The 19404-nt window shown below is 43.8% G+C and carries 20 protein-coding genes; 12 read left to right on the forward strand and 8 right to left on the reverse strand.

Annotation, left to right across the window (positions count from 1 at the left end; genetic code table 11):
* Positions 1-136: 136 nt before the first annotated feature.
* Positions 137-1282, reverse strand: coding sequence for a FecR family protein (locus G5B30_RS00780; protein WP_165318046.1), 1146 nt, complete (start codon positions 1280-1282; stop codon positions 137-139).
* An 82-nt stretch (positions 1283-1364) separates the two neighbouring features.
* Positions 1365-1943 carry an RNA polymerase sigma factor gene (locus G5B30_RS00785; protein ID WP_165318047.1) on the reverse strand — a complete coding sequence of 193 codons (579 nt, stop codon included), beginning with the start codon at positions 1941-1943 and terminating at the stop codon, positions 1365-1367.
* Between the two features lie 212 nt (positions 1944-2155).
* On the opposite strand from G5B30_RS00785, the gene G5B30_RS00790 reads away from it, so the two are divergent.
* The 7 genes from G5B30_RS00790 (at position 2156) to hemB (ending at position 9574) form a co-directional block, all read left to right on the forward strand.
* Positions 2156-3205, forward strand: a complete 1050-nt coding sequence (locus tag G5B30_RS00790; protein ID WP_165318048.1) for an AI-2E family transporter — start codon at positions 2156-2158, stop codon at positions 3203-3205.
* Between the two features lie 418 nt (positions 3206-3623).
* Positions 3624-3995, forward strand: a complete 372-nt coding sequence (gene rbfA / locus G5B30_RS00795; RefSeq protein WP_165318049.1) for a 30S ribosome-binding factor RbfA — start codon at positions 3624-3626, stop codon at positions 3993-3995.
* A 19-nt stretch (positions 3996-4014) separates the two neighbouring features.
* A complete protein-coding gene (gene aat / locus G5B30_RS00800; RefSeq protein ID WP_165318050.1) occupies positions 4015-4683 on the forward strand; it encodes a leucyl/phenylalanyl-tRNA--protein transferase in 669 nt (222 codons plus the stop codon).
* Between the two features lie 18 nt (positions 4684-4701).
* Positions 4702-5349 carry a hypothetical protein gene (locus G5B30_RS00805; protein ID WP_165318051.1) on the forward strand — a complete coding sequence of 216 codons (648 nt, stop codon included), beginning with the start codon at positions 4702-4704 and terminating at the stop codon, positions 5347-5349.
* Between the two features lie 213 nt (positions 5350-5562).
* On the forward strand, positions 5563-6804 hold the full coding sequence (hemA, locus tag G5B30_RS00810) for a glutamyl-tRNA reductase (protein ID WP_165318052.1): 1242 nt from the start codon (positions 5563-5565) through the stop codon (positions 6802-6804).
* Positions 6805-6913: 109 nt separating this feature from the next.
* A complete protein-coding gene (hemC, locus tag G5B30_RS00815) occupies positions 6914-8503 on the forward strand; it encodes a hydroxymethylbilane synthase (RefSeq protein ID WP_206366964.1) in 1590 nt (529 codons plus the stop codon).
* A 99-nt stretch (positions 8504-8602) separates the two neighbouring features.
* Positions 8603-9574, forward strand: a complete 972-nt coding sequence (gene hemB / locus G5B30_RS00820; protein ID WP_165318053.1) for a porphobilinogen synthase — start codon at positions 8603-8605, stop codon at positions 9572-9574.
* A 21-nt stretch (positions 9575-9595) separates the two neighbouring features.
* On the opposite strand, the gene G5B30_RS00825 is transcribed toward hemB, so the two are convergent.
* Both G5B30_RS00825 and G5B30_RS00830 read right to left on the reverse strand, forming a co-directional pair.
* A complete protein-coding gene (locus tag G5B30_RS00825) occupies positions 9596-11956 on the reverse strand; it encodes a M1 family metallopeptidase (RefSeq protein WP_165318054.1) in 2361 nt (786 codons plus the stop codon).
* Between the two features lie 42 nt (positions 11957-11998).
* On the reverse strand, positions 11999-12580 hold the full coding sequence (locus G5B30_RS00830) for a HupE/UreJ family protein (protein ID WP_165318055.1): 582 nt from the start codon (positions 12578-12580) through the stop codon (positions 11999-12001).
* A 77-nt stretch (positions 12581-12657) separates the two neighbouring features.
* Here G5B30_RS00830 and G5B30_RS00835 point away from each other — a divergent pair, with 77 nt between their 5' ends.
* The 5 genes from G5B30_RS00835 (at position 12658) to G5B30_RS00855 (ending at position 16682) form a co-directional block, all read left to right on the forward strand.
* Positions 12658-13173: a DUF6702 family protein gene (locus G5B30_RS00835; protein WP_165318056.1), complete on the forward strand. Its 516-nt coding sequence runs from the start codon at positions 12658-12660 to the stop codon at positions 13171-13173.
* Between the two features lie 86 nt (positions 13174-13259).
* Positions 13260-14567, forward strand: a complete 1308-nt coding sequence (gene hemL / locus G5B30_RS00840; RefSeq protein ID WP_165318057.1) for a glutamate-1-semialdehyde 2,1-aminomutase — start codon at positions 13260-13262, stop codon at positions 14565-14567.
* Between the two features lie 65 nt (positions 14568-14632).
* Positions 14633-15442, forward strand: coding sequence for a hypothetical protein (locus G5B30_RS00845; RefSeq protein ID WP_206366965.1), 810 nt, complete (start codon positions 14633-14635; stop codon positions 15440-15442).
* A gap of 77 nt (positions 15443-15519) precedes the next feature.
* Positions 15520-16026, forward strand: a complete 507-nt coding sequence (locus G5B30_RS00850) for a hypothetical protein (RefSeq protein WP_206366966.1) — start codon at positions 15520-15522, stop codon at positions 16024-16026.
* 35 nt (positions 16027-16061) lie between these two features.
* On the forward strand, positions 16062-16682 hold the full coding sequence (locus G5B30_RS00855; RefSeq protein ID WP_165318059.1) for an L-threonylcarbamoyladenylate synthase: 621 nt from the start codon (positions 16062-16064) through the stop codon (positions 16680-16682).
* Here G5B30_RS00855 and G5B30_RS00860 read toward each other — a convergent pair.
* Genes G5B30_RS00860 through G5B30_RS00875 form a run of 4 tightly spaced genes read right to left on the reverse strand, consistent with a single transcriptional unit; the run spans position 16671 to position 19328 of the window.
* A complete protein-coding gene (locus tag G5B30_RS00860; RefSeq protein WP_165318060.1) occupies positions 16671-17570 on the reverse strand; it encodes an EamA family transporter in 900 nt (299 codons plus the stop codon). The two genes, G5B30_RS00855 and G5B30_RS00860, sit on opposite strands and share 12 nt — an antisense overlap.
* A 32-nt stretch (positions 17571-17602) precedes the next feature.
* Positions 17603-17917: a DUF721 domain-containing protein gene (locus tag G5B30_RS00865; protein WP_165318061.1), complete on the reverse strand. Its 315-nt coding sequence runs from the start codon at positions 17915-17917 to the stop codon at positions 17603-17605.
* Positions 17910-19013 (reverse strand): DNA replication/repair protein RecF, encoded by a 1104-nt coding sequence (gene recF, locus G5B30_RS00870; protein ID WP_165318062.1) that lies wholly within the window; start codon positions 19011-19013, stop codon positions 17910-17912. The genes G5B30_RS00865 and recF overlap by 8 nt, the downstream gene beginning before the upstream one ends.
* Complete coding sequence (locus G5B30_RS00875) at positions 19014-19328, reverse strand: DUF4834 family protein (protein WP_165318063.1); 315 nt, start codon at positions 19326-19328, stop codon at positions 19014-19016.
* Positions 19329-19404: the final 76 nt, after the last annotated feature.

Raw genomic sequence — 19404 nt, forward strand, 5'->3', positions numbered from 1 at the left:
ATATTTGAATCAATTTAGGGTTAGCAATATATCATATATGTCCTATGTAAGATGAACTTGTGATTCCCTGATGATTTTTACCGGATTCCGCTGCAATCGGAATCCGGTTTTTCATGTCAGGTACATCACCGTGAGTTTAGCGTCGTACCATAACCCTCCTTTCTATGGTCTCAAATTGCACACTTTCGGTAAGGGATATTTTTCGCAGTACGTCTTGTATGTCCCCGGACCGGGATACCGAACCTGTAAAAATGAGACCATCAACAGCATCGAGATACTGTACTTCTACATCATACCAACGCGCCAACTGCTGCATGATATCACGTAGCGGCGTATTGTTAAAGATAAATTTGCCATTTTTCCAGGCGATAGCTTGCATAGCATGTACACTTGATTTGGCGATAACATTATTTTCAAGTACCACCTGCTCATTAGGCCTGAGCAATACTTCATCTGTACGGTCATCGTGTACTGCCTTTACTAATACGGAACCTTCCAACAGCGTAGTCGTCATCTTCTGATCTTCGGCATAGGCCGTAATGTTAAATTTAGTCCCTTTGACTATCGTCTGTTGGTTCAGAGACGTGACGATAAAAGGTTTCTGCTGATCGTGAGCGACTTCAAAATAACCTTCTCCGGTCAACTCTACCGAGCGTGTATTACCCCCGAAAGCTATAGGAAACCGCAACGAGGATGCTGCATTAAGCCATACTACCGAGTTGTCAGGGAGTACGACTTTATATTGACCGCCACGCGGCGTAGATATCGTGTTATAAATTTCCTTCGCCTGATGGTGCGGGGTTTCACTCATTTTATAGGCCAAAGTACCGTCATCCATCTTAGTGATGATCATGCCGCCTTCGGCTACATAATCGCCAACCGCTACACTGTCCAGATGGATAGTACGCCCATCGGCAAGTGTAAGCAAGGCTTGGTCACGTCCAGCCGCTATCGGAGAATTGTCCTGCTGTACTGCAACCTGCTCAATATCCGGTGCCGCAGATTTCCACATATAAAAAACAGCTATCCCCAGTACCATAACGATAGATGCGGCCACAGCTGCAATCTTTCGGATCGGCCATATGCTTTTGCCGGTTTTTTCACTTTCCAGTGCTTGCCATACTTCCACAAAATGTTCCTCAGCCAGCAACGGATCTATTTTAAACTCCCGATCATAATTTTTCGTGTACCATTCTTCTACCCATGCGCGTTCTTCTTCCGTGCACCGGCCGTCCACGTAGCGCTGTAGAATTTCTTTGGTATTATATTGTCGCTTTTTCAATTGTTCCTTTCTACTTTCGGTTTATACAGAAAGAGAGACAAACAAGAGAGGTGTTGGGGGGTAAAGAAAAGACAATTTTTTATTAAATACCTGTAACAAAGCAGAATAAAATAAAAAAACCTAAACGAAGACGTAGGATTTTAAGTGCTCCTTTGACATGGCTACGGACACTTTGCTCACTGATATGGAGTTGCTCAGCAATTTCTTTGTGGGAAAGACCTTCCTTGCGGCTGAGCTCAAAGACCGTGCGCATCTTGGCAGGAAGAGATGCAATCTCTCCCTCGATAAGTTCCCGCAACATTTTTTCTCGTACCAGATGGTCTGTGCCGACCTGAGCATGTGCCAGAAATCCTTCAAAAGAATGAATATATTCGTCCGCACGCCGACCTTTCAGCTGATGGTTGATCACTCTGTTCCGGACCGATTGATAAAGATAGGATGTCAGATTTTCTTCGATATAGAACGATTCCCTATTTTGCCATAAAGCAGAAAAAATATCATGAATGATGTCTTTGGCCTCTTCCTGATCCTTGAGATGTTTTGACGCATGGACGTACAAAAGACCTTTGTATCGGTGGTAGATGATTTCAAAAGCCAACCTATCCCCTTTCCGCAACTTTTGCAGCAGATCCTTCTCATCAGTATCATATCGTGTACGCATAGGCAACTGGCTCATTCAAAATTAAAAAAAAGATATATACAAAACAAAAAACATCCGGGATACCAAGTGACAATATTACCCAACAAAGTTTAAATACGGATTAACAGAATATGATGAAAACTTTAAATCATAAAATTTTTCATTTTTCAATATTTGTGGTTAGGTTAGCATTTTGGTCATCCGCAATAAAAATACGCCTTAAGAATAAAACGATGAAACACAAACAGATCAACAATAACTCGATTAACCAGATCATGCTCATTCTGATTATCCTTTTGATCTGCATATTGATTTTTAAGAATCTGTTGTATTACCTTCCCGGCTTTCTGGGGGCCGTGACGCTGTATATACTCTTCCGGAAGACCTACTTTAACCTGACGGAACGACGAAAATGGAACAGACCGTTGACCAGTTTATTGTTCATTGTATTATCTATCGTATTCATTGTATTCCCGCTTTGGGGAATGATAGACTACCTTGTCCGACAGATCAGCACATTCGCAAGCAATACTGAACACATCGTACGACAGTTTAATCTGATGAAGGAATATATGAGCGACAAACCGTTGCTTAAGGAGATTGATCTTTCTGATGAAGCTTTATTGGCTTTTTTACAGCGCCTGACCCGCTACATTCCCAACGTGCTCAATTCTGTCGTCGAGATAGCGATCAACCTCATCACAACCTTCTTTGTCCTGTATTTCATGCAAGTATATGCGAAGAAAATGGAAGATTATATCTATCGTGCTATACCTTTTTCGGCGAAGAGCAAAAACGAAATCTGGCAGGAGGTCAATCTGATGGTGCGCTCGAATGCCTTAGGTATTCCTATTCTGGGCGTCTGTCAGGGATTGGTGGCCATGTTAGGTTATTGGATGTTTGGCGTTGACAATTTCATCCTCTGGGGAATACTCACGGGTGTATCCTCCATCATCCCGGTATTGGGTACCATGACGATTTATGTACCATTAGGCATTATGGTGTTAGCCACGGGGCAAACGGTAAACGGAATAGGTTTACTCGTCTATAGTTTCCTTTTAGTGGGAGGAATTGACAATATTCTACGCTTTACTATCCTTAAAACATTAGGGAACGTTCCCCCGCTGATTACAGTATTCGGCGTCTTGCTCGGCCTCAATTTATTTGGCATGTTGGGATTAATATTTGGTCCTTTGATACTTTCATCCGTACAGGTTCTTATCAAAGTTTATGGAAATGAGTTCGGCAGATCGGATAGAGACGAACAAGAATTAAATGTGTGAAATTTCAAAAAACAGTGTTAACAAACTGTTAAATGGGTTTAAAAGTAATCACTTACTTTTTTTAAAAAAACATCTTTGGATAAAGATTCGAACTCTGTATGTTTGTAGTGTTAAGGGAGATGAAAAGAAAAAACAATGTGAGTATCAGCTCACATTGGTAACCAAAAAACTAAACAGTGATAGACTTCAATGTCTTTAAACTTGAAGATATTATTCTATCCAATTATAGACTATTTTGATAAAGAAACTTGTCGTGACGTGCGGCAAGTTTCTTTGTTTTAAGCGTAATCCTCATAAATGATTTTTGTTTATTTTTAATGGTATGCATGAGCTCATTAACATCCGGTTCGTAAATGCAAGGCATTTTATTTAAGTTTGTGTAATAAGACAAATCATCTTATATACAAATAGGAGAAATATGGGAACGGAAAGCAAGAGACAACAACGCTTTGCTGGCGTTATTCAGCAAGATATAGCCGAGCTATTTCAACGTGAAGGCAACGTATGGGCACCAGGTGCTTTTATTACAGTAACACGCGTACGGGTGACACCCGATTTATCGATAGCACGTATTTATCTAAGTTTTTTAAATACCAAAACAGCGAAAGAGGATTTGGAGACGATTAAAAGTAAGGCAGGCGAGATACGGTATAAGCTCGGTCTCCGTATAAAAAACCAAGCTCGGATAGTCCCTCACCTTGAATTTTTCTTGGATGACACCAACGAATACGTGGAGCATATGGATCGGTTATTTGACGAAATCAGTAAGGAACCGCGACAACCCGACTAATCGGGTTATCTATTTCATTATGCTTTTTGAACTTGACCCTGAACGACCCGTATTCCCCCATCCGAGCCTTGCTGATGAAGATGGGCTACTTGCCGTCGGCGGCGATCTTTCTGCGCAACGTTTGCTGAATGCGTATAGCCAAGGCATCTTTCCCTGGTATTCGGAAGAAACACCTATACTTTGGTATGCTCCTCATGAGCGCTTTGTGCTCTATCCGCAGAAAATAAAAATAAGCAAGAGTATGCAAAAGGCTTTTGCCCGTAACGATTTTGCATTTACCACCAACCAGCTTTTCGAACAGGTGATCTACAACTGCTCCAGCGCATATAGAAAAGGTCAGACCGGCACATGGATTGTATCCGACATGATAAAAGCTTACATTCACATGCATCAGCTCGGTTTCGCCCATAGCATTGAGGTCTGGCAAAATGACACCTTGGTAGGTGGGCTGTATGGCATACTCGTTGGAAAGGTGTTCTGTGGCGAAAGTATGTTTTCCAAAGTGCCCAATGCCTCGAAAGCCGCTTTAATCTATCTCTGCCAAAACTATGAGCTCGCGTTGATCGACTGTCAGGTGCATTCACGCCATCTGGAAAATATGGGTGCGGAAAATATGTCCCAAAAGGACTATTTAGCCCTATTGGAACAACAGGATTATAAAGCCCATGGTCTGTCTGAATTGTTATAAATTTTTATAAAAAGAACTATGCATTTTAAAATAGGAGACTTTGTACGTTTTGTGGATGAACCTATCGAAGGACACATCACATCCATACAGGACAACGATATTGTGGGCGTAACGGATAACGAAGGCTTCGAAATACCCGTTCTAAAATCTAAAATCACACTTGTCCACGGCAACATGCGTATGCCGGAAGATGACATGGAGGATACCGCAGCGGCCGCGAATCAACCCTTTATAGATAAGGGCATCTATATTGGTATTGGTGGTGAACAAAAGGAAGGATTAGCCAAGTTCTTTTTGATTAATGAAACATCTTACGAACTGCTGGTCTCTATATCTACCCTATCGGGTTCAAAAACGACTGGCCTGTTCGCCAATGTTATTCCCAAAAATGATTTTGCCCAGATCTATACGGCTAACTTCTCCGCTCTTGGCAAATGGCCTACCTTTCATATACAGATCATCCGTCATAGCCGGGTGCCACAAACCCAAACCCAGCCGTTAAGTAAAGAATTCCGCGTAAAACCTATGGATCTTATTCGTTCCAAAGAACGCGTTGCGCTATTAACTGAGAAAGTATGGCTGTACGAGCTGGACAAGACGGAAGAGGACATCGGATTGGATAAACTCAAGTCTCATTTTATCTCCCATCGTCCCAATAAACGATAAGGTGACCTGTCTCACATTATACTACCGAAATAATGATTGTCATCACGCCGTTTTTCCGACGCAAATACAAACATCTATATATCAGTACAATACACCTTAAAATCATCTATTTAAAAACGTTCTAAATTAATGCCTTTGACAGATTTTTGACAGAAGAGACAAGGTTTTAATCTACATTTGTGTCATTAGTTTTTTGTGCTAGAATAGAAAGCGTTGAAGAATTTAAAAGTAATAGCATTTACACACAAGCATGTTGACCTAAAAGATTTAGGCAATTTGGTGATCTGTAACGAAGAGTTGGATTCCAGATTGATTAATCTAAAAAACAATCTTGACATTCCGGAGATATTTTATATTGCGACATGTAATCGTGTGGAATTTGTTTTTTATGGTGCCCACGAATTAACCGATGAATTTATCGCCAATTTCATGGATAAGATGAATTTTTGTGTACCATCCGAACGCCTTCAATGTTATTTAGGACAAGTCACCCGATATTCCGGATTAGAAGCTTTACGCCATCTTTTCCGTATGTCATGTTCACTCGAAAGTTTGGTAGTAGGCGAAAAAGAAATCCTTGCCCAGGTGCGACGTGCTTTTGAAAAGTGTCGCAAAGCAGGATTTACCGGTGACTTTCTACGCTTAATGATGGATCGTCTGGTAAAAACAGCCAAGGAAGTCTATACCGATACAAACATTTCACGCAATCCCATTTCGGTGGTCTCACTGGCCTACCGGAAACTGAAAGAAGTCAAGCTTCCTGAGAATCCAAGGATATTGGTCATTGGTTCCGGCGAGACCAACCAAAATCTGGCGAAATACCTCAAAAAGCACAAGCTATCCAACTTCGTCGTCTTTAATCGCACGTTAGCCAATGCCACGGCGTTCGCGGCGGAGTTAAATGCGGAAGCTTATCCTTTAGCGGAGCTGAAAAATTACAAAAAGGGCTTTGACGTCATGATCACCTGTACAGGTGCACCCCATGCCATTATTGATCAGGCCACATACGAAAATCTACTACAGGGCGAAACAGACAAGAAAGTTATCGTCGATTTAGCCGTGCCCAACGATATAGACACACAGGTCATCGCAAATAATCCTATTCATTACATCGAAATATCCGGCCTACAAGCCATTGCTGCCAAAAACATACAAGAACGTTATAGCGAGCTGGAGCACGCCGAACAGATTATCGACGTCAATATTGAGGAGTTTCTTCCTACCGTCAAACAAAGACGCGTAGAAGTGGCCATGCGCCAGGTCCCGACCACCATCAAAGAAATCCGCCATATGGCCATTAACGAAGTTTTTGCCCAGGATGTCAATAACCTGGATCCACAAGCTCGTGCCGTTCTCGAAAAAGTCATGAACTACATGGAGAAAAAATACATTAAAGTTCCCATGGTTATGGCTAAGGAGATTCTAGTCAAAAGTTCGGAATACGAAAATAATTGACACCCGCTTTCCCGGCCTCCTAAATATACTTTATTCTGACATTTAAGGTCAGTATTGTTCGTGTATTTGTCTAACTTTGCTACGTATATTTTCCTCATGTAAATCTTGAATGGTGAACAGAAAATTAACTATTGGTACTCGTGGAAGTGAGCTTGCTTTGTGGCAGGCAAATTTTGTAAAAGACAAATTGGCCGCTATCGGTATCGAAGCCGAACTAAAAATTATCAAAACCCAAGGTGACATTATCCAACACCTTCGGCTGGACAAGCTAGAAGGCAAAGGCTTCTTTACTAAGGAGCTCGAAGAAGAACTGTTAACCTCAAAGATTGATCTCGCCGTGCATTCCCATAAGGACCTGCCAACGGTCAATCCTCCGGGACTGACGATTGCAGCTGTATCCGAACGAGAAGATCCTTCCGAAGTCATCATCATCCATAAAGACTGTGTGGACATCAGCAAACGGCTTTCGTTAAAACATAATGCCACTGTCGGCACATCCTCCAACCGGAGAAAAGCACAATTGCTGTCCCTTCGGCCCGATCTGGAATTTGACGACTTAAGGGGAAACCTACAGACACGCATCCAAAAGCTACGGGACGAAAAATACGACGCCATTGTATTAGCGAAGGCAGGTATTGCCCGCATCCAAATGGATCTGTCTGACTTCCATATCGAAGAAATCGCGCCTGTAGAAGTCATCCCCGCTCCCGCCCAAGGCGTCTTAGCGATACAGATCCGCGAAGCCGATCAGGAACTCTACACCCTTTTACAACAGATAAACGACGCCGATGTAGCAGAAACGATTGCCGTAGAACGCAAAGTTCTGAACATGTTTGATGCCGGCTGTCACGCACCATTAGGCTGTTATTGCCGCAAACGGGATGGAAAATACGAAGCGTGGACATCCATCGCGGAAGACAACGAAGACTTTCCGGACCGTGTTTATATACAGTCGGAGACCACCGAAGGTATGGCCGATACCATATTCGCCAAATACGATAAAAGACGAAAACTACCTGCATCTGTCTTCATCACCCGGGACCTGGATGAAAACTCCTATCTCGCCCGTGCGTTGCGGAAGCATGCTATTCACATCGAAGACCGGTCGCTTATTAAAATCTATCCCACCATCAATGTGTTGGATTCCTTTATCTTGAAAAGAGCCGATTGGATATTCTTCAACAGCAAAAATGCCATCGAGCACTTCTTCAACCTGAAACCGCTTTTGTTAAAGAAAACAAAAATTGCCGTCTTAGGAAGGGGGTCCGAATCCACCTTACGAAAATTTGGCCGTGTTGCCGATTTTTCGGGCGATGACCTCGGCATCAGCACCGATGAAATTGCACAAGAATTTGCCAGACTGGTCGATGGACAGACCGTCCTCATCCCCCGTGCAAAAGGTTCCCTGCAAAGCATACAAAAGGCCCTGACAGCCAATACAAAAGTCATAGATATGCCTATCTATGAAACCGTATTAGACGAAAAAGTGGACAAGTCCAATGCCGAAGTCCTTATTTTCACCAGTCCCAGCAATGTCGAGGCTTATTTCAACGAGAACCTCGCCGATCCGGATCAAAAAATCATTTGTATCGGTTATTCTACCGCGAAGCTGATCGAAGAAATGGGATTAAAATATACCCTACCCTTCTCGCCCGATGAAATGGGGTTAGCCGAAGCCGTGTTTGGACTGGAATATTAAGAAGAAAGACAAAGAAACAAGCCTGCCTGCGGTAGGAAGGGATTAAATATAAAAGACATACAGTCTAAATACTAAATACTTTGTACTAAATACTACAAAATGTTACAACGACCCCGAAGAAATAGAAAATCAGCTGTCATACGTGATATGGTTCAAGAGACACACCTGTCCCCCGCCAATCTGATTTTTCCGTTATTTATTGTCGACGGTGAAAATAAAAAGGTTGAAGTGTCCTCGATGCCCGGTATTTATCGGTATTCGATCGACAACCTCCTCCGTGAAGTAGAAAGCTGCCTCCAGCTGGGCCTAAAAGCCTTCGATCTCTTTCCGGCAGTAGAAGAATCGCTAAAAGACAAATACGCCACCGAAAGCTATCGGCCGGGCACCTTATACCTAAGAGCCATTGAAGCCGTCAAGAAAAATTTTCCCGAAGCCTGTGTCATTACCGACGTTGCCATGGACCCTTACAGTTCAGACGGCCACGATGGTATCGTCGAAAACGGTGAAATCCTAAACGACCCGACACTGGAAGTCCTGGGTAAAATGGCCTTAGCCCACGCCCAGTCCGGAGCTGATATCATCGCCCCTTCCGACATGATGGACGGCCGTATCGGTTATATCCGTCAACTTTTAGACGACAACGGCTTTACGCAGGTATCCTTAATGTCCTACACGGCCAAATACGCCTCCGCGTTCTATGGTCCCTTTCGGGATGCGCTGGGTTCCGCGCCAAAAAAAGGAGACAAAAAGACCTACCAGATGAATCCCGCCAACGTACGGGAAGCGCTGATCGAAGCACAGCTCGATGCCGAAGAAGGAGCCGATTTCCTGATGGTCAAGCCAGGCTTACCTTATCTCGATGTTGTCAAACTCCTGCACGATAACTTCGATCTCCCTATCGCGGCCTATAACGTTTCAGGTGAATACGCGATGTTGAAAGCCGCCATAAAAAACGGCTGGCTCGGTGAACAGGCCATTATGGAAACCCTCATGAGCTTCCGGCGCGCCGGTGCGACATCCATCCTCACCTACCACGCCAAAGAAGTGCTGGATAAGGGCTGGTTGAGGTAATTATACAGACTTCCGAAGCCTTTACTTCTTCACTTCCAACTGCATCGGGTTCACACCATCAGACTGTCCCCTAACTGCCGATTGCCTCTCTTTGAACATCCTAAATTTAGAGGGTGCTGCTGCGGTATTCCATACGTTATTGCTCTCGTCAATATCAGCTGTTTCGCGAAAAGGGTCTATTTTAATAGAAGCCACTTCTTTGCCGAGCGCATACACTTTTGAGGTTTTCAGTTCGTTATGTCGCCATATTTGCGCCGGTATGCGATCTATTTCGGTCGTGCCGTCCTTATAGGTAAACTCTACAATAATGGGCATGACCAAACCGCCTTTGTTGCTAAAATTAAGCTCGTAGAAATGTTTGTTGGCATATTTGGCTTTTTCTGCCGGGGTAAATTCTTCCAAGGGCAATCTCGCTGCACTTGGTTTAGCTTTACTATTATCTATCTGCACCAGGCCACGGGCGTATTTCCAGTAGAAGTCCCGCGCTTCCAAATCCTGGTCGGTATAAAATTTAAGGCTCTTATCTTCCCTGTTTCTCTGTTTGCTGATATCGTCGTCCACCGGTATCGGCTTATCAATGATTACCGCGCCCTTTTGGGTATTGTTTGTTGGTTTCGGAAAATCCGCCTTTGCGTATTTCACCTCGTCCAACGAAATATCACAGGGGTCTATACCGTAAAACCAACCTCGCCAAAACCAGTCTAAATCTTCACCACTGGCATCCTCCATAGTCCTGAAAAAATCGGCCGGAGTGGGATGTTTAAATGCCCATCTTCTGGCATATTCTTTAAAGGAATAATCGAAAAGTTCACGCCCCATAATGGTTTCGCGCAATATATTTAAACCCGTTGCCGGTTTGGCATACGCATTTGGCCCAAACTGTCTAATATTTTCCGAATTGGACATAATAGGCTCCAATTGATCTTTGGGCAGTTTCATGTAAGGTACGATGGCATATGCCGGCCCCCGCTTGCTCGGAAATTTATTATCCCACAGTTGTTCGGTAAGATATTGGGTAAAGGTATTCAGTCCCTCGTCCATCCAGCTCCATTGACGCTCGTCGCTGTTTACAATCATGGGAAAGAAATTGTGCCCCACTTCATGGATAATGACGCCGATCATCCCGTTTTTAACGGTTTCGCTGTACGTGCCATCCGCATTGGTGCGTCCATAGTTAAAGCAAATCATCGGATATTCCATGCCGTTGGCTGCTTCTACACTCTGTGCTACGGGATAGGGATACGGTATAGTAAAATGGGAATAGGTTTTTATGGTATGCGCTACGGCGCGGGTGGAAAACCGACTGTACAGACCGTAGGCCTCTTTGCCATAAAAGCTCATGCAAAGTACATTTTTGCCCGCTATAGGTTGGTTCATGGCATCCCACACGTACTTGCGTGATGATGTCCAAGCGAAATCCCGCACATCTTTCGCATGGAAAACCCACGTTTTTTTGGCGGTAGATTTTTGCGTTTCGGCCGTTTTGGCTTCGGCCAAAGTTACAATTTCTACCGGAGCGGTAGCCGTTTTGGCCTTGTTAAACCTTGCCAATTGCGCAGACGTAAGCACTTGGCTATAATTTTGACATTCGCCTGTCGAGCCTACAACGTGGTCGGCCGGAACCGTTATTTGTACTTTAAAATCGCCAAAGGTAAGGGCAAACTCTCCACGGCCTGTAAACTGGTGGTTTTGCCATCCTTGAAAATCGCTGTACACGCACAAACGTGGGTACCATTGCGCCATAGTAAACAGGTAGTTTTTATCCTCGGGGAAATATTCGTACCCTCCCCTGCCCCCTTGGGCGATGCGGTTTACTATTTTATAGTTCCAGTCTATATTAAATATGAATTTTTCGCCCGATTTAAGCGTTGGCACCTCCAAACGCATCATGGTTTTATTGATCGTGTATTTTAATGCTTTTCCCTGTGCATCAGTAATTTTAAGGATATTAAACCCATAGCCGTTGTCGGGCTGGTTGATGTACATGGCTTCTACCTGTTTTGGGCTAGCCGTTACGGGCAGTTTTGTTGCCGATTGGTAGTTGGCATTTTTTGTATTACTATGTTGGTTTTCATCCAATTGCAACCAAAGGTAGGTAAGCACATCGGGAGAGTTGTTGTAATAGGTAATGGTTTCGCTGCCTTTTAGGGTCTGGCTGTTTTCGTCCAGTTCGCACGTGATATCGTAATCGGCACGTTGTTGCCAATATTTTACGCCCGGCGCTCCGCTTGCAGTACGCTGCTCATTGGGTGTGGGCAATATCGTGCCCAATTGCTCAAATTTGTTACCATGGTCGCTTTTCGGATTATTTTGAATGTCCTGTGCAAAAACAGTTTGTGCTATCACCATTACAAGCAGCCACAAGTAAGTAAGTTTTTTCATAATTTTTATTTATTTAGTCCCCCCCTCAACAATCTCAACCGCCTACGGTATCCGTTCTAAAGCCATTTGCAAAGCTAAGGCAAAAACGGCAGAAGATACAAATATAATCCAATCCCTTCTTTTTACATTGAAAACCGAAAACGCGATCGCCGATAGTATCAGCACCAACACCACAAAAATCACCTGCCCTGCTTCCAGCCCCAGATTAAAGCCAAATAAGCCCCAGCCTATATACTGGTCTTTTGCCAGCATCATACGGACCGAATTTGCAAAACCCATGCCGTGTATCAATCCAAAAAACAAGGCCAAATAATAGTTTATCTCTACTTTTTTGTGCGTACCGCCCTTGTTGAACAGGTTAAACAGTGCAGTGATAAAAATAGTACAGGGAATGAGGAATTCTACCCATTTGCTACTGAAACGGATAATATCCAACGCACTCAGCGCCAACGTGACCGAGTGGCCAATGGTAAAGGCAGTGACCAGTATCAACACCTGTTTCAGCTGTTTGGTGGTATAAATGGCAACCAATGCCAAAATAAACAGCTGGTGATCCAAGGCATCCAAACTTACAATATGTGACCATCCGAGGTTAAAATAAAAAAGAAAATCTTGAAAAGACATATTAAAAGTTTAGTTTAGCAAAAACTTCATACTCTAAGTTAACGGCTTTGATTTAATTTTAAGGATTATTTTAAAAAATGAGTGCTTTCTTCTCAAAATTGTTACTTCTTTTTGCTTTGCCTGCCCTGTTTTCTGCGAAGAAGGAGATGGCCAAACATCCTTTTCATGTAAGCACCACAGAAATAGCGTACAATGCAAAAAGCAAGTCTTTAGAGATTACCTGCCGTATTTTTACCGATGATTTTGAGCAGATATTGGCCGAAAAGTACAAAACCAAAACAGATTTGTACGACAAAAAACGTGAAAAGGAAATGAATCTGCTCGCAAAAAACTATTTGGATGCCAGCATTAAGTTTTCGGTCGACGGCAAGCTTCTTAAACCAAACTACATTGGTTATGAGAACGACCACGAAGCGACCAACGTGTATCTCGAAATAGAAGATATCACTGATTTTAGACAACTTAACATCAGCAATGGCATTTTGTACGATCTGTTCAACGATCAGATGAACATCATCCACGTCGAAAAAAACGGCAACAGGAAAAGTACAAAGGTCAACTTCCCTGAAAAACGGACAACTGTTGTGTTTTAAAGTCTGGCCATAAAAACCTAAATACTGACATTCCGATGTGTACAAATACCGAATAAATCAATAAATTTGTTCGATTTAGATGGATTATGCAAGTACAAGATATTTCAAGAGAGCGATCCGCTCAACTATTCGACAAAGCCAAAAGCTATTTTCCAGGCGGTGTAAATTCCCCCGTCCGGGCATTCAAATCGGTATATGGCACACCCCTATTCATCGAGCGCGGTGACAAGGCACATCTTTGGGATGCCGATGGCAACGAATTTATAGACTATTGCTGCTCCTGGGGGCCGCTGATCTTAGGGCATAACAATCCCCAGATACGCGAAGCCGTACAGGCTCAACTGGGCAAAGGATTGAGTTTCGGTGCACCTACACGATTGGAAAACGAGTTGGCCGAACTTATCCTATCCAACAATAGCTATATCGAAAAAATCCGTTTTGTCAGCTCCGGAACAGAAGCCGTGATGTCTGCTATACGTCTGGCAAGAGGCTACACCAAAAGAGATAAAATCATCAAGTTCGAAGGCTGCTACCATGGTCATTCCGATTCCCTGCTCGTCAAAGCCGGTTCGGGGTTGGTAACCTTCGGTGAAACATCTTCTGCTGGGGTACCCCAGGCTTTTGCCGATGAAACCATCGTCATTGCCCTCAACGATAAAGCTGCCGTGCAACAGGCATTCGCAGACTTCAGCGGTCAGATTGCTGCCATCATTATTGAAGGTGTACCCGCTAATAACGGCTTATTGATACAAGACCGGGAATACATTCATTTTCTCCGCGAAATCACTCAACAGCAAGGTGCCCTATTGATTTTCGATGAGGTGATTACCGGCTTCCGTTTAGGTTTCGAAGGCGCAGCACATTATTACGGTATACGACCCGATATCCTGACCTACGGCAAAATCATCGGTGGTGGTATGCCCGTCGGTGCATATGGCGCTTCTACCGAAATCATGAGCCACATTTCACCCGATGGTGGCGTCTATCAGGCCGGCACACTATCCGGCAATCCCATAGCTATGGCGGCCGGTATCGCTGCGCTAAGTATTTTGTCGCAGCCGGGTTTTTATGAAACCCTAGCCGAAACCACCGCATCATTTGTCCAGCACATCCGTACCTTCATCGCCGAGCAGGGTCTTGAAGTAAAAGTATTCACCATTGGTTCTATCTTTTGGTTTGCCTTTACCACATCCGAAAATATCCAACGCGCCGATCAGATAGATCCAGCGTCCATGGAAAAATATAAGATCATGCATCGGGAACTGCTCAACAGAGGTATATATTTTGGCCCTTCGGGTTATGAAGTCGGTTTTATTTCCGCAGCACATACGTCCGAAGACATCGACGCGACCCTGAAAGCCATCAAAGAATCCCTATTAATTGCTTGTTCCTAAAACAAATTTGTATTTTTAGCGTTTACAATAAATAGACTTACACAACATAACAAACTCAAATAAGCATGAAAAATTGGAAATCAGCATGTGCAGTTGTCGCTTTATCGGCATCAATTGTAGCCTGTAACAACACATCTAAACAAAATTCAACAGCAGCAGATTCTACAGCTGTAGACAGTTCAGCACAAACGATAGTTGTCAATCCCCTATCACACGCTAAAGAATTTCCGGGAGCAACCTTAAAGATTGCCTCCATTACGTCCGAAAAAGTCGGTGCGGATTCCGCAAAGATCACGGTAAAATATGATGTTCAGAATTTCAATTTAACCGAGCAAACGGAGCACGAGCACTATATGGCGAATTCGCACGAAGGACAGCATATCCATTTTATTTTGGACAATGCACCTTATGCAGCCTTATACAAACCGGAGCATTCCGTGACTGTACCCGTCAATTCGGAACATCACCTTTTATCCTTCCTGTCACGTTCCTTCCACGAGTCCATCAAAACTGCTGATGCCTCCAAGTTGATTAAATTCAAGGTCAACGCAGACGGAAATGTCGAAGAACAAGCAGCGCCAACAGAACCATCATTGTTCTACAGCCGTCCAAAAGGAAGCTATAAAGGAGAAGATGCAAAAGCCTTGTTGTTGGACTTCTTCGTAAGCAACACCGACTTAGCTGCCACTGGAAACAAAGTAAAAGCAGATATCAACGGACAGGAGTTTATCCTCGATCAATGGATACCTTACGAAATATTAAATTTACCGATGGGTGAAAACACCGTAAAACTTACACTGGTAGACAGCGAAGGCAACGCCTTAACTGGAGATAACGTTTCTATAGAAAGAAAAATCGAACTTTCTGCGGAATAATAGACCACGTCTACCTTGACGAAAAGAAGCCTGTTGTGTAAAATCAATAGGCTTCTTTTCTTTTATATACCTCTATTATGGCAATATTTTTGTTCACGTTAAACTTTAACGTCCTAACGACGTTCTATAAACAAAAGACATATTTAAATACACATATTATGAAACAGCTATTACTTGCCCTCGTTGTGACGACCGCGTCGTTGCTGACGTTCACTTCCTGCACCAAAGAATACATCACCGAGCAATATGACATGGTACCCAGTAAAACTATGATTTATGAGCGGTCTGCTTCACAGTGGGAACCCGATGGTACAGCCCGTAATTACATTGATTTACCTGTCAATGAACTTACCCAATACTATATCAACCAGGGGATAGTGAGCGTTGCCATGAGCGTTGATGATGAAGAAAGCTATTTCGCTCTGCCCATGACTTATGAAGGCATTGCATATTCGTTCGATTATGTCGTCGGCAGCATACGCATCTACGCACAAGATCCTATTATTGACGCAGGCGTTACGATTGATCCACCTGCCAATGCTGTCTTTAAAGTTTCTTTGACAGATGCAGATTGGGTGGAGTAGACTTTAAAAAAGTATCTTTGCAAAAAAAGACGACGATGCTGTTGAAGATCTATAACGACAATCCTAACCCCAAAGCTATCGAACAGGCAGTTGATATCCTGCGAAAAGGCGGTGTGATCATCTATCCTACCGATACCATATACGGGATAGGCTGTGATATTACCAATCAAAAGGCGATAGAGCGCGTCTGCCAGATCCGGGGACTGAAGCCAGAAAAGGCCAACTTATCCTTTATCTGCTACGATCTCACAGACATCTCGCAATACACCAAACCTTTTGATACGACAGTATTCCGGGTCCTGAAGAAAGCTCTTCCGGGCCCGTTCACGTTTATCTTCAATGCCAGCGGACAGGTTCCCAAGCTGCTGAGCTCCAAAAAGAAAACCGTCGGTATCCGGGTCCCCGACAACGCCATTATCCGGGAACTGGTCAAACAGCTCGGGCATCCCATTGTTACCACCTCCATTCACGACGATGACGAGATTATCGAATATTCGACAGATCCCGAACTTATCTACGAGAAATACCAGGAGAAAGTGGATCTGGTCATCGACGGTGGGTATGGCGACAATATCCCTTCGACCATTGTCGATCTCACCAACGGTGAATTTGAAGTTGTCCGTGAAGGTAAGGGCGATCTGGACCTATACCTCTAAAGGTCTCGCCCTCCTCCCTTTCAGGTAAGCGACATTAAACAGTACCACCGCCACTAAAATAAGGGCATACGCAAAGCCTTGCACGCCATTAATCGCTTCCTTAAAATAAAATACAGCAATCAAAAAGCTAATAATCGGATTGAGGTATAAAAGTATACCCACTAAGGAAGACTCCAGCCCCTTCAATGCATAGGTATTTAAAAATAGCGGGATAACGGTAAACACAACTGCAATCAGAAACACGTAGACATAAAAGTCGTCTCCATACATGACGCCTTGAGGCATCAGATAAAGAAGCGGCAACAGCAGTATGGCACACAGCGTGACGTGGATCGTCAAAATAAAAAATTTATCAAAATCCGCCGTCCGCTTCTGCAGCACCAGATAAACCGCGTAAGACAAGGCGATGACCACGCTAAATATCATATCAAAAAAATGCCCATAGGACAATAAAAAGCAACTGAACATACTGATACCCACCGCAGCCCATTGCCCTCCATTCAATCTTTCCCCCAAAAACACCCGTGCCAGCACCGTCGTTAGGATCGGGCATATCAGATAGGCCAGCGACGTCGCATTAACACTCACGTTGTTCATGACATAAATAAAGAAAAACCAGTTCATCGCCAGCATAAGCGCACTAGCTATGATATTGACGGTCAGATATCGCTTTTCCCGGGACGGCAACACCCGAAGATATCGGATATTCTCTCCGGTGATCTTTCTGCGGAATAGTGCACTTATTAAAATAACCACGATGCAGGCAAAACCGATACGGTACAACAAGATGTCCATAGCCGGATAATGACTCAAGGGTTTCAGCACCAAGCTAAATATTCCCCAGATAAAAAAAGCACCTACTGCTGATAAATAATATTGAAGTTTCATGAAATTCGAATCGCGATTAAGCAAAAAAACTGCTAAAGGATGACCACATCTTCGACGATGACCTGCCCCACATGTTCATTCACCCGCCCCACAATCTGGCGTCTGCGGATGGTCAATTCGTGTTTCACCACGGCCGATTCGACCTTCACGAATAGTTTTTTATCTTTCACATAGATCTGTAATGTACGTTTCGCGATATAGGGGCCGATAATCTCCGGCCAGGCATTCACAATCGAAGACACGTCAAATTTTCGGCGCAGGCGGTAAGCATCCAGCCATTTTTCAACAGCCTGCTTGATACTGATATCATCCCGCGTCGGAATCCGATCTATTGCCCTTTTAGTCATGAACTGCGCCCTCTTTAATAGCAAAGATACGGATTGGGCAGGCTATTTCTTCAAATATCCGACGAATTCTATCCGCATCGGTATCCGTGATGAATATCTGGCCAAATTCCTCATTCGACACCATCTGCATCAGCATCTTCGTACGCTTGGCATCCAGTTTATCAAAGATATCGTCGAGCAGCAGCAGCGGTTTGAACTGTTTATGCACCGTCAGGAAAGCATATTGAGCCAGCTTCAAAGCGATCAAAAAAGATTTCTGCTGACCCTGGGAACCGAATTTTTTAAGCGGCATATTCCCGTGGATCGTAAACAGGAGATCATCCTTATGCACCCCCTGCGTCGTCCGCTCCAAAGCACGGTCCTTCTCCAGACTTCCCTCCAGCAGCTGATCCAGACGATGCTCATGCAAGGCAGACTCATATATCAGCGACACCTCTTCCGCCCCATCCGACAAAAAAGCATAATGCCGTTGGAACGATGGAAGAAATTCCGCCATGAACTCCTTCCGCCGCGCATATATCGCCTCACCGATCTCACTCAACTGCATATTCAGCACCTCCAGCAAAGCTATGTCCAATACCCCTTTCTCCTTGATATTTTTCAGCAGGTTATTCCGCTGCAATAAGATCCTATTGTAGTTGATCAACGTATCCAAATACCTGTTGTCCGTCTGCGAAATCACATTATCCACAAACTTCCGACGTTCCTCGCTCCCCTCCATCACAATACTGTTGTCATTCGGTGATATCATAACCAAAGGGAACTGGCCGATATGATCCGCCAGACGCGTATACTCTTTCTTATTCCGCTTAAACTGTTTCTTTTGGTTCTTTTTTAGGCTACAGAAAATAACATCCGACTGCTCCTCCCGTGCAAAATCCCCCTGCACCATAAAATACTCTTCGCTGCTCTTGATATGCTGCGAATCCACCGGATTGAAATAGGATTTACACAAAGAAAGGTAGTGAATAGCGTCTAATAAATTTGTCTTTCCCGCACCGTTAGGGCCTGTAAAAGCATTGACCTCCGGGATGAAGGTCAACATAGATTCCGTATAATTTTTAAAGTTAAGTACCGTAAGCTGCTTCAACCACATTTACTTCACTTCCTCGAAGTCCACAAATTCTCCCGCCGTAGCTGTTCCTTTCCGCTTCTCCTCCTGTGGTGGGACATAGTCTACACGGACTTTCCCATCTTTCGAGCGTGTTGAGTTCTGCTGTGTGTTATTACCCGTATGCGATTGGCCGAAAGGTTGACCATAGCCATCATAAGTATACTGCGTATGCTGTGCCTTTTTCATCATCCGCTCTGTCAATTTACGCAGCGCAAATGGCAACACCAACCGCATGGTGAACTTAAAAAGGTAATAAAAAGCAACTGTAAATAATATAAAATAGATTAACGTACTCATTCTTTTCTCTTTGTTTCATCAAATATATTAAAAATCAGGCGAGGCTTAGGTCAGAAAAATGTCAGACTAAAACCGG

This window comes from Sphingobacterium sp. SGG-5 (assembly GCF_011043525.1).
In the GTDB taxonomy this organism is placed as follows: Bacteria; Bacteroidota; Bacteroidia; order Sphingobacteriales; family Sphingobacteriaceae; genus Sphingobacterium.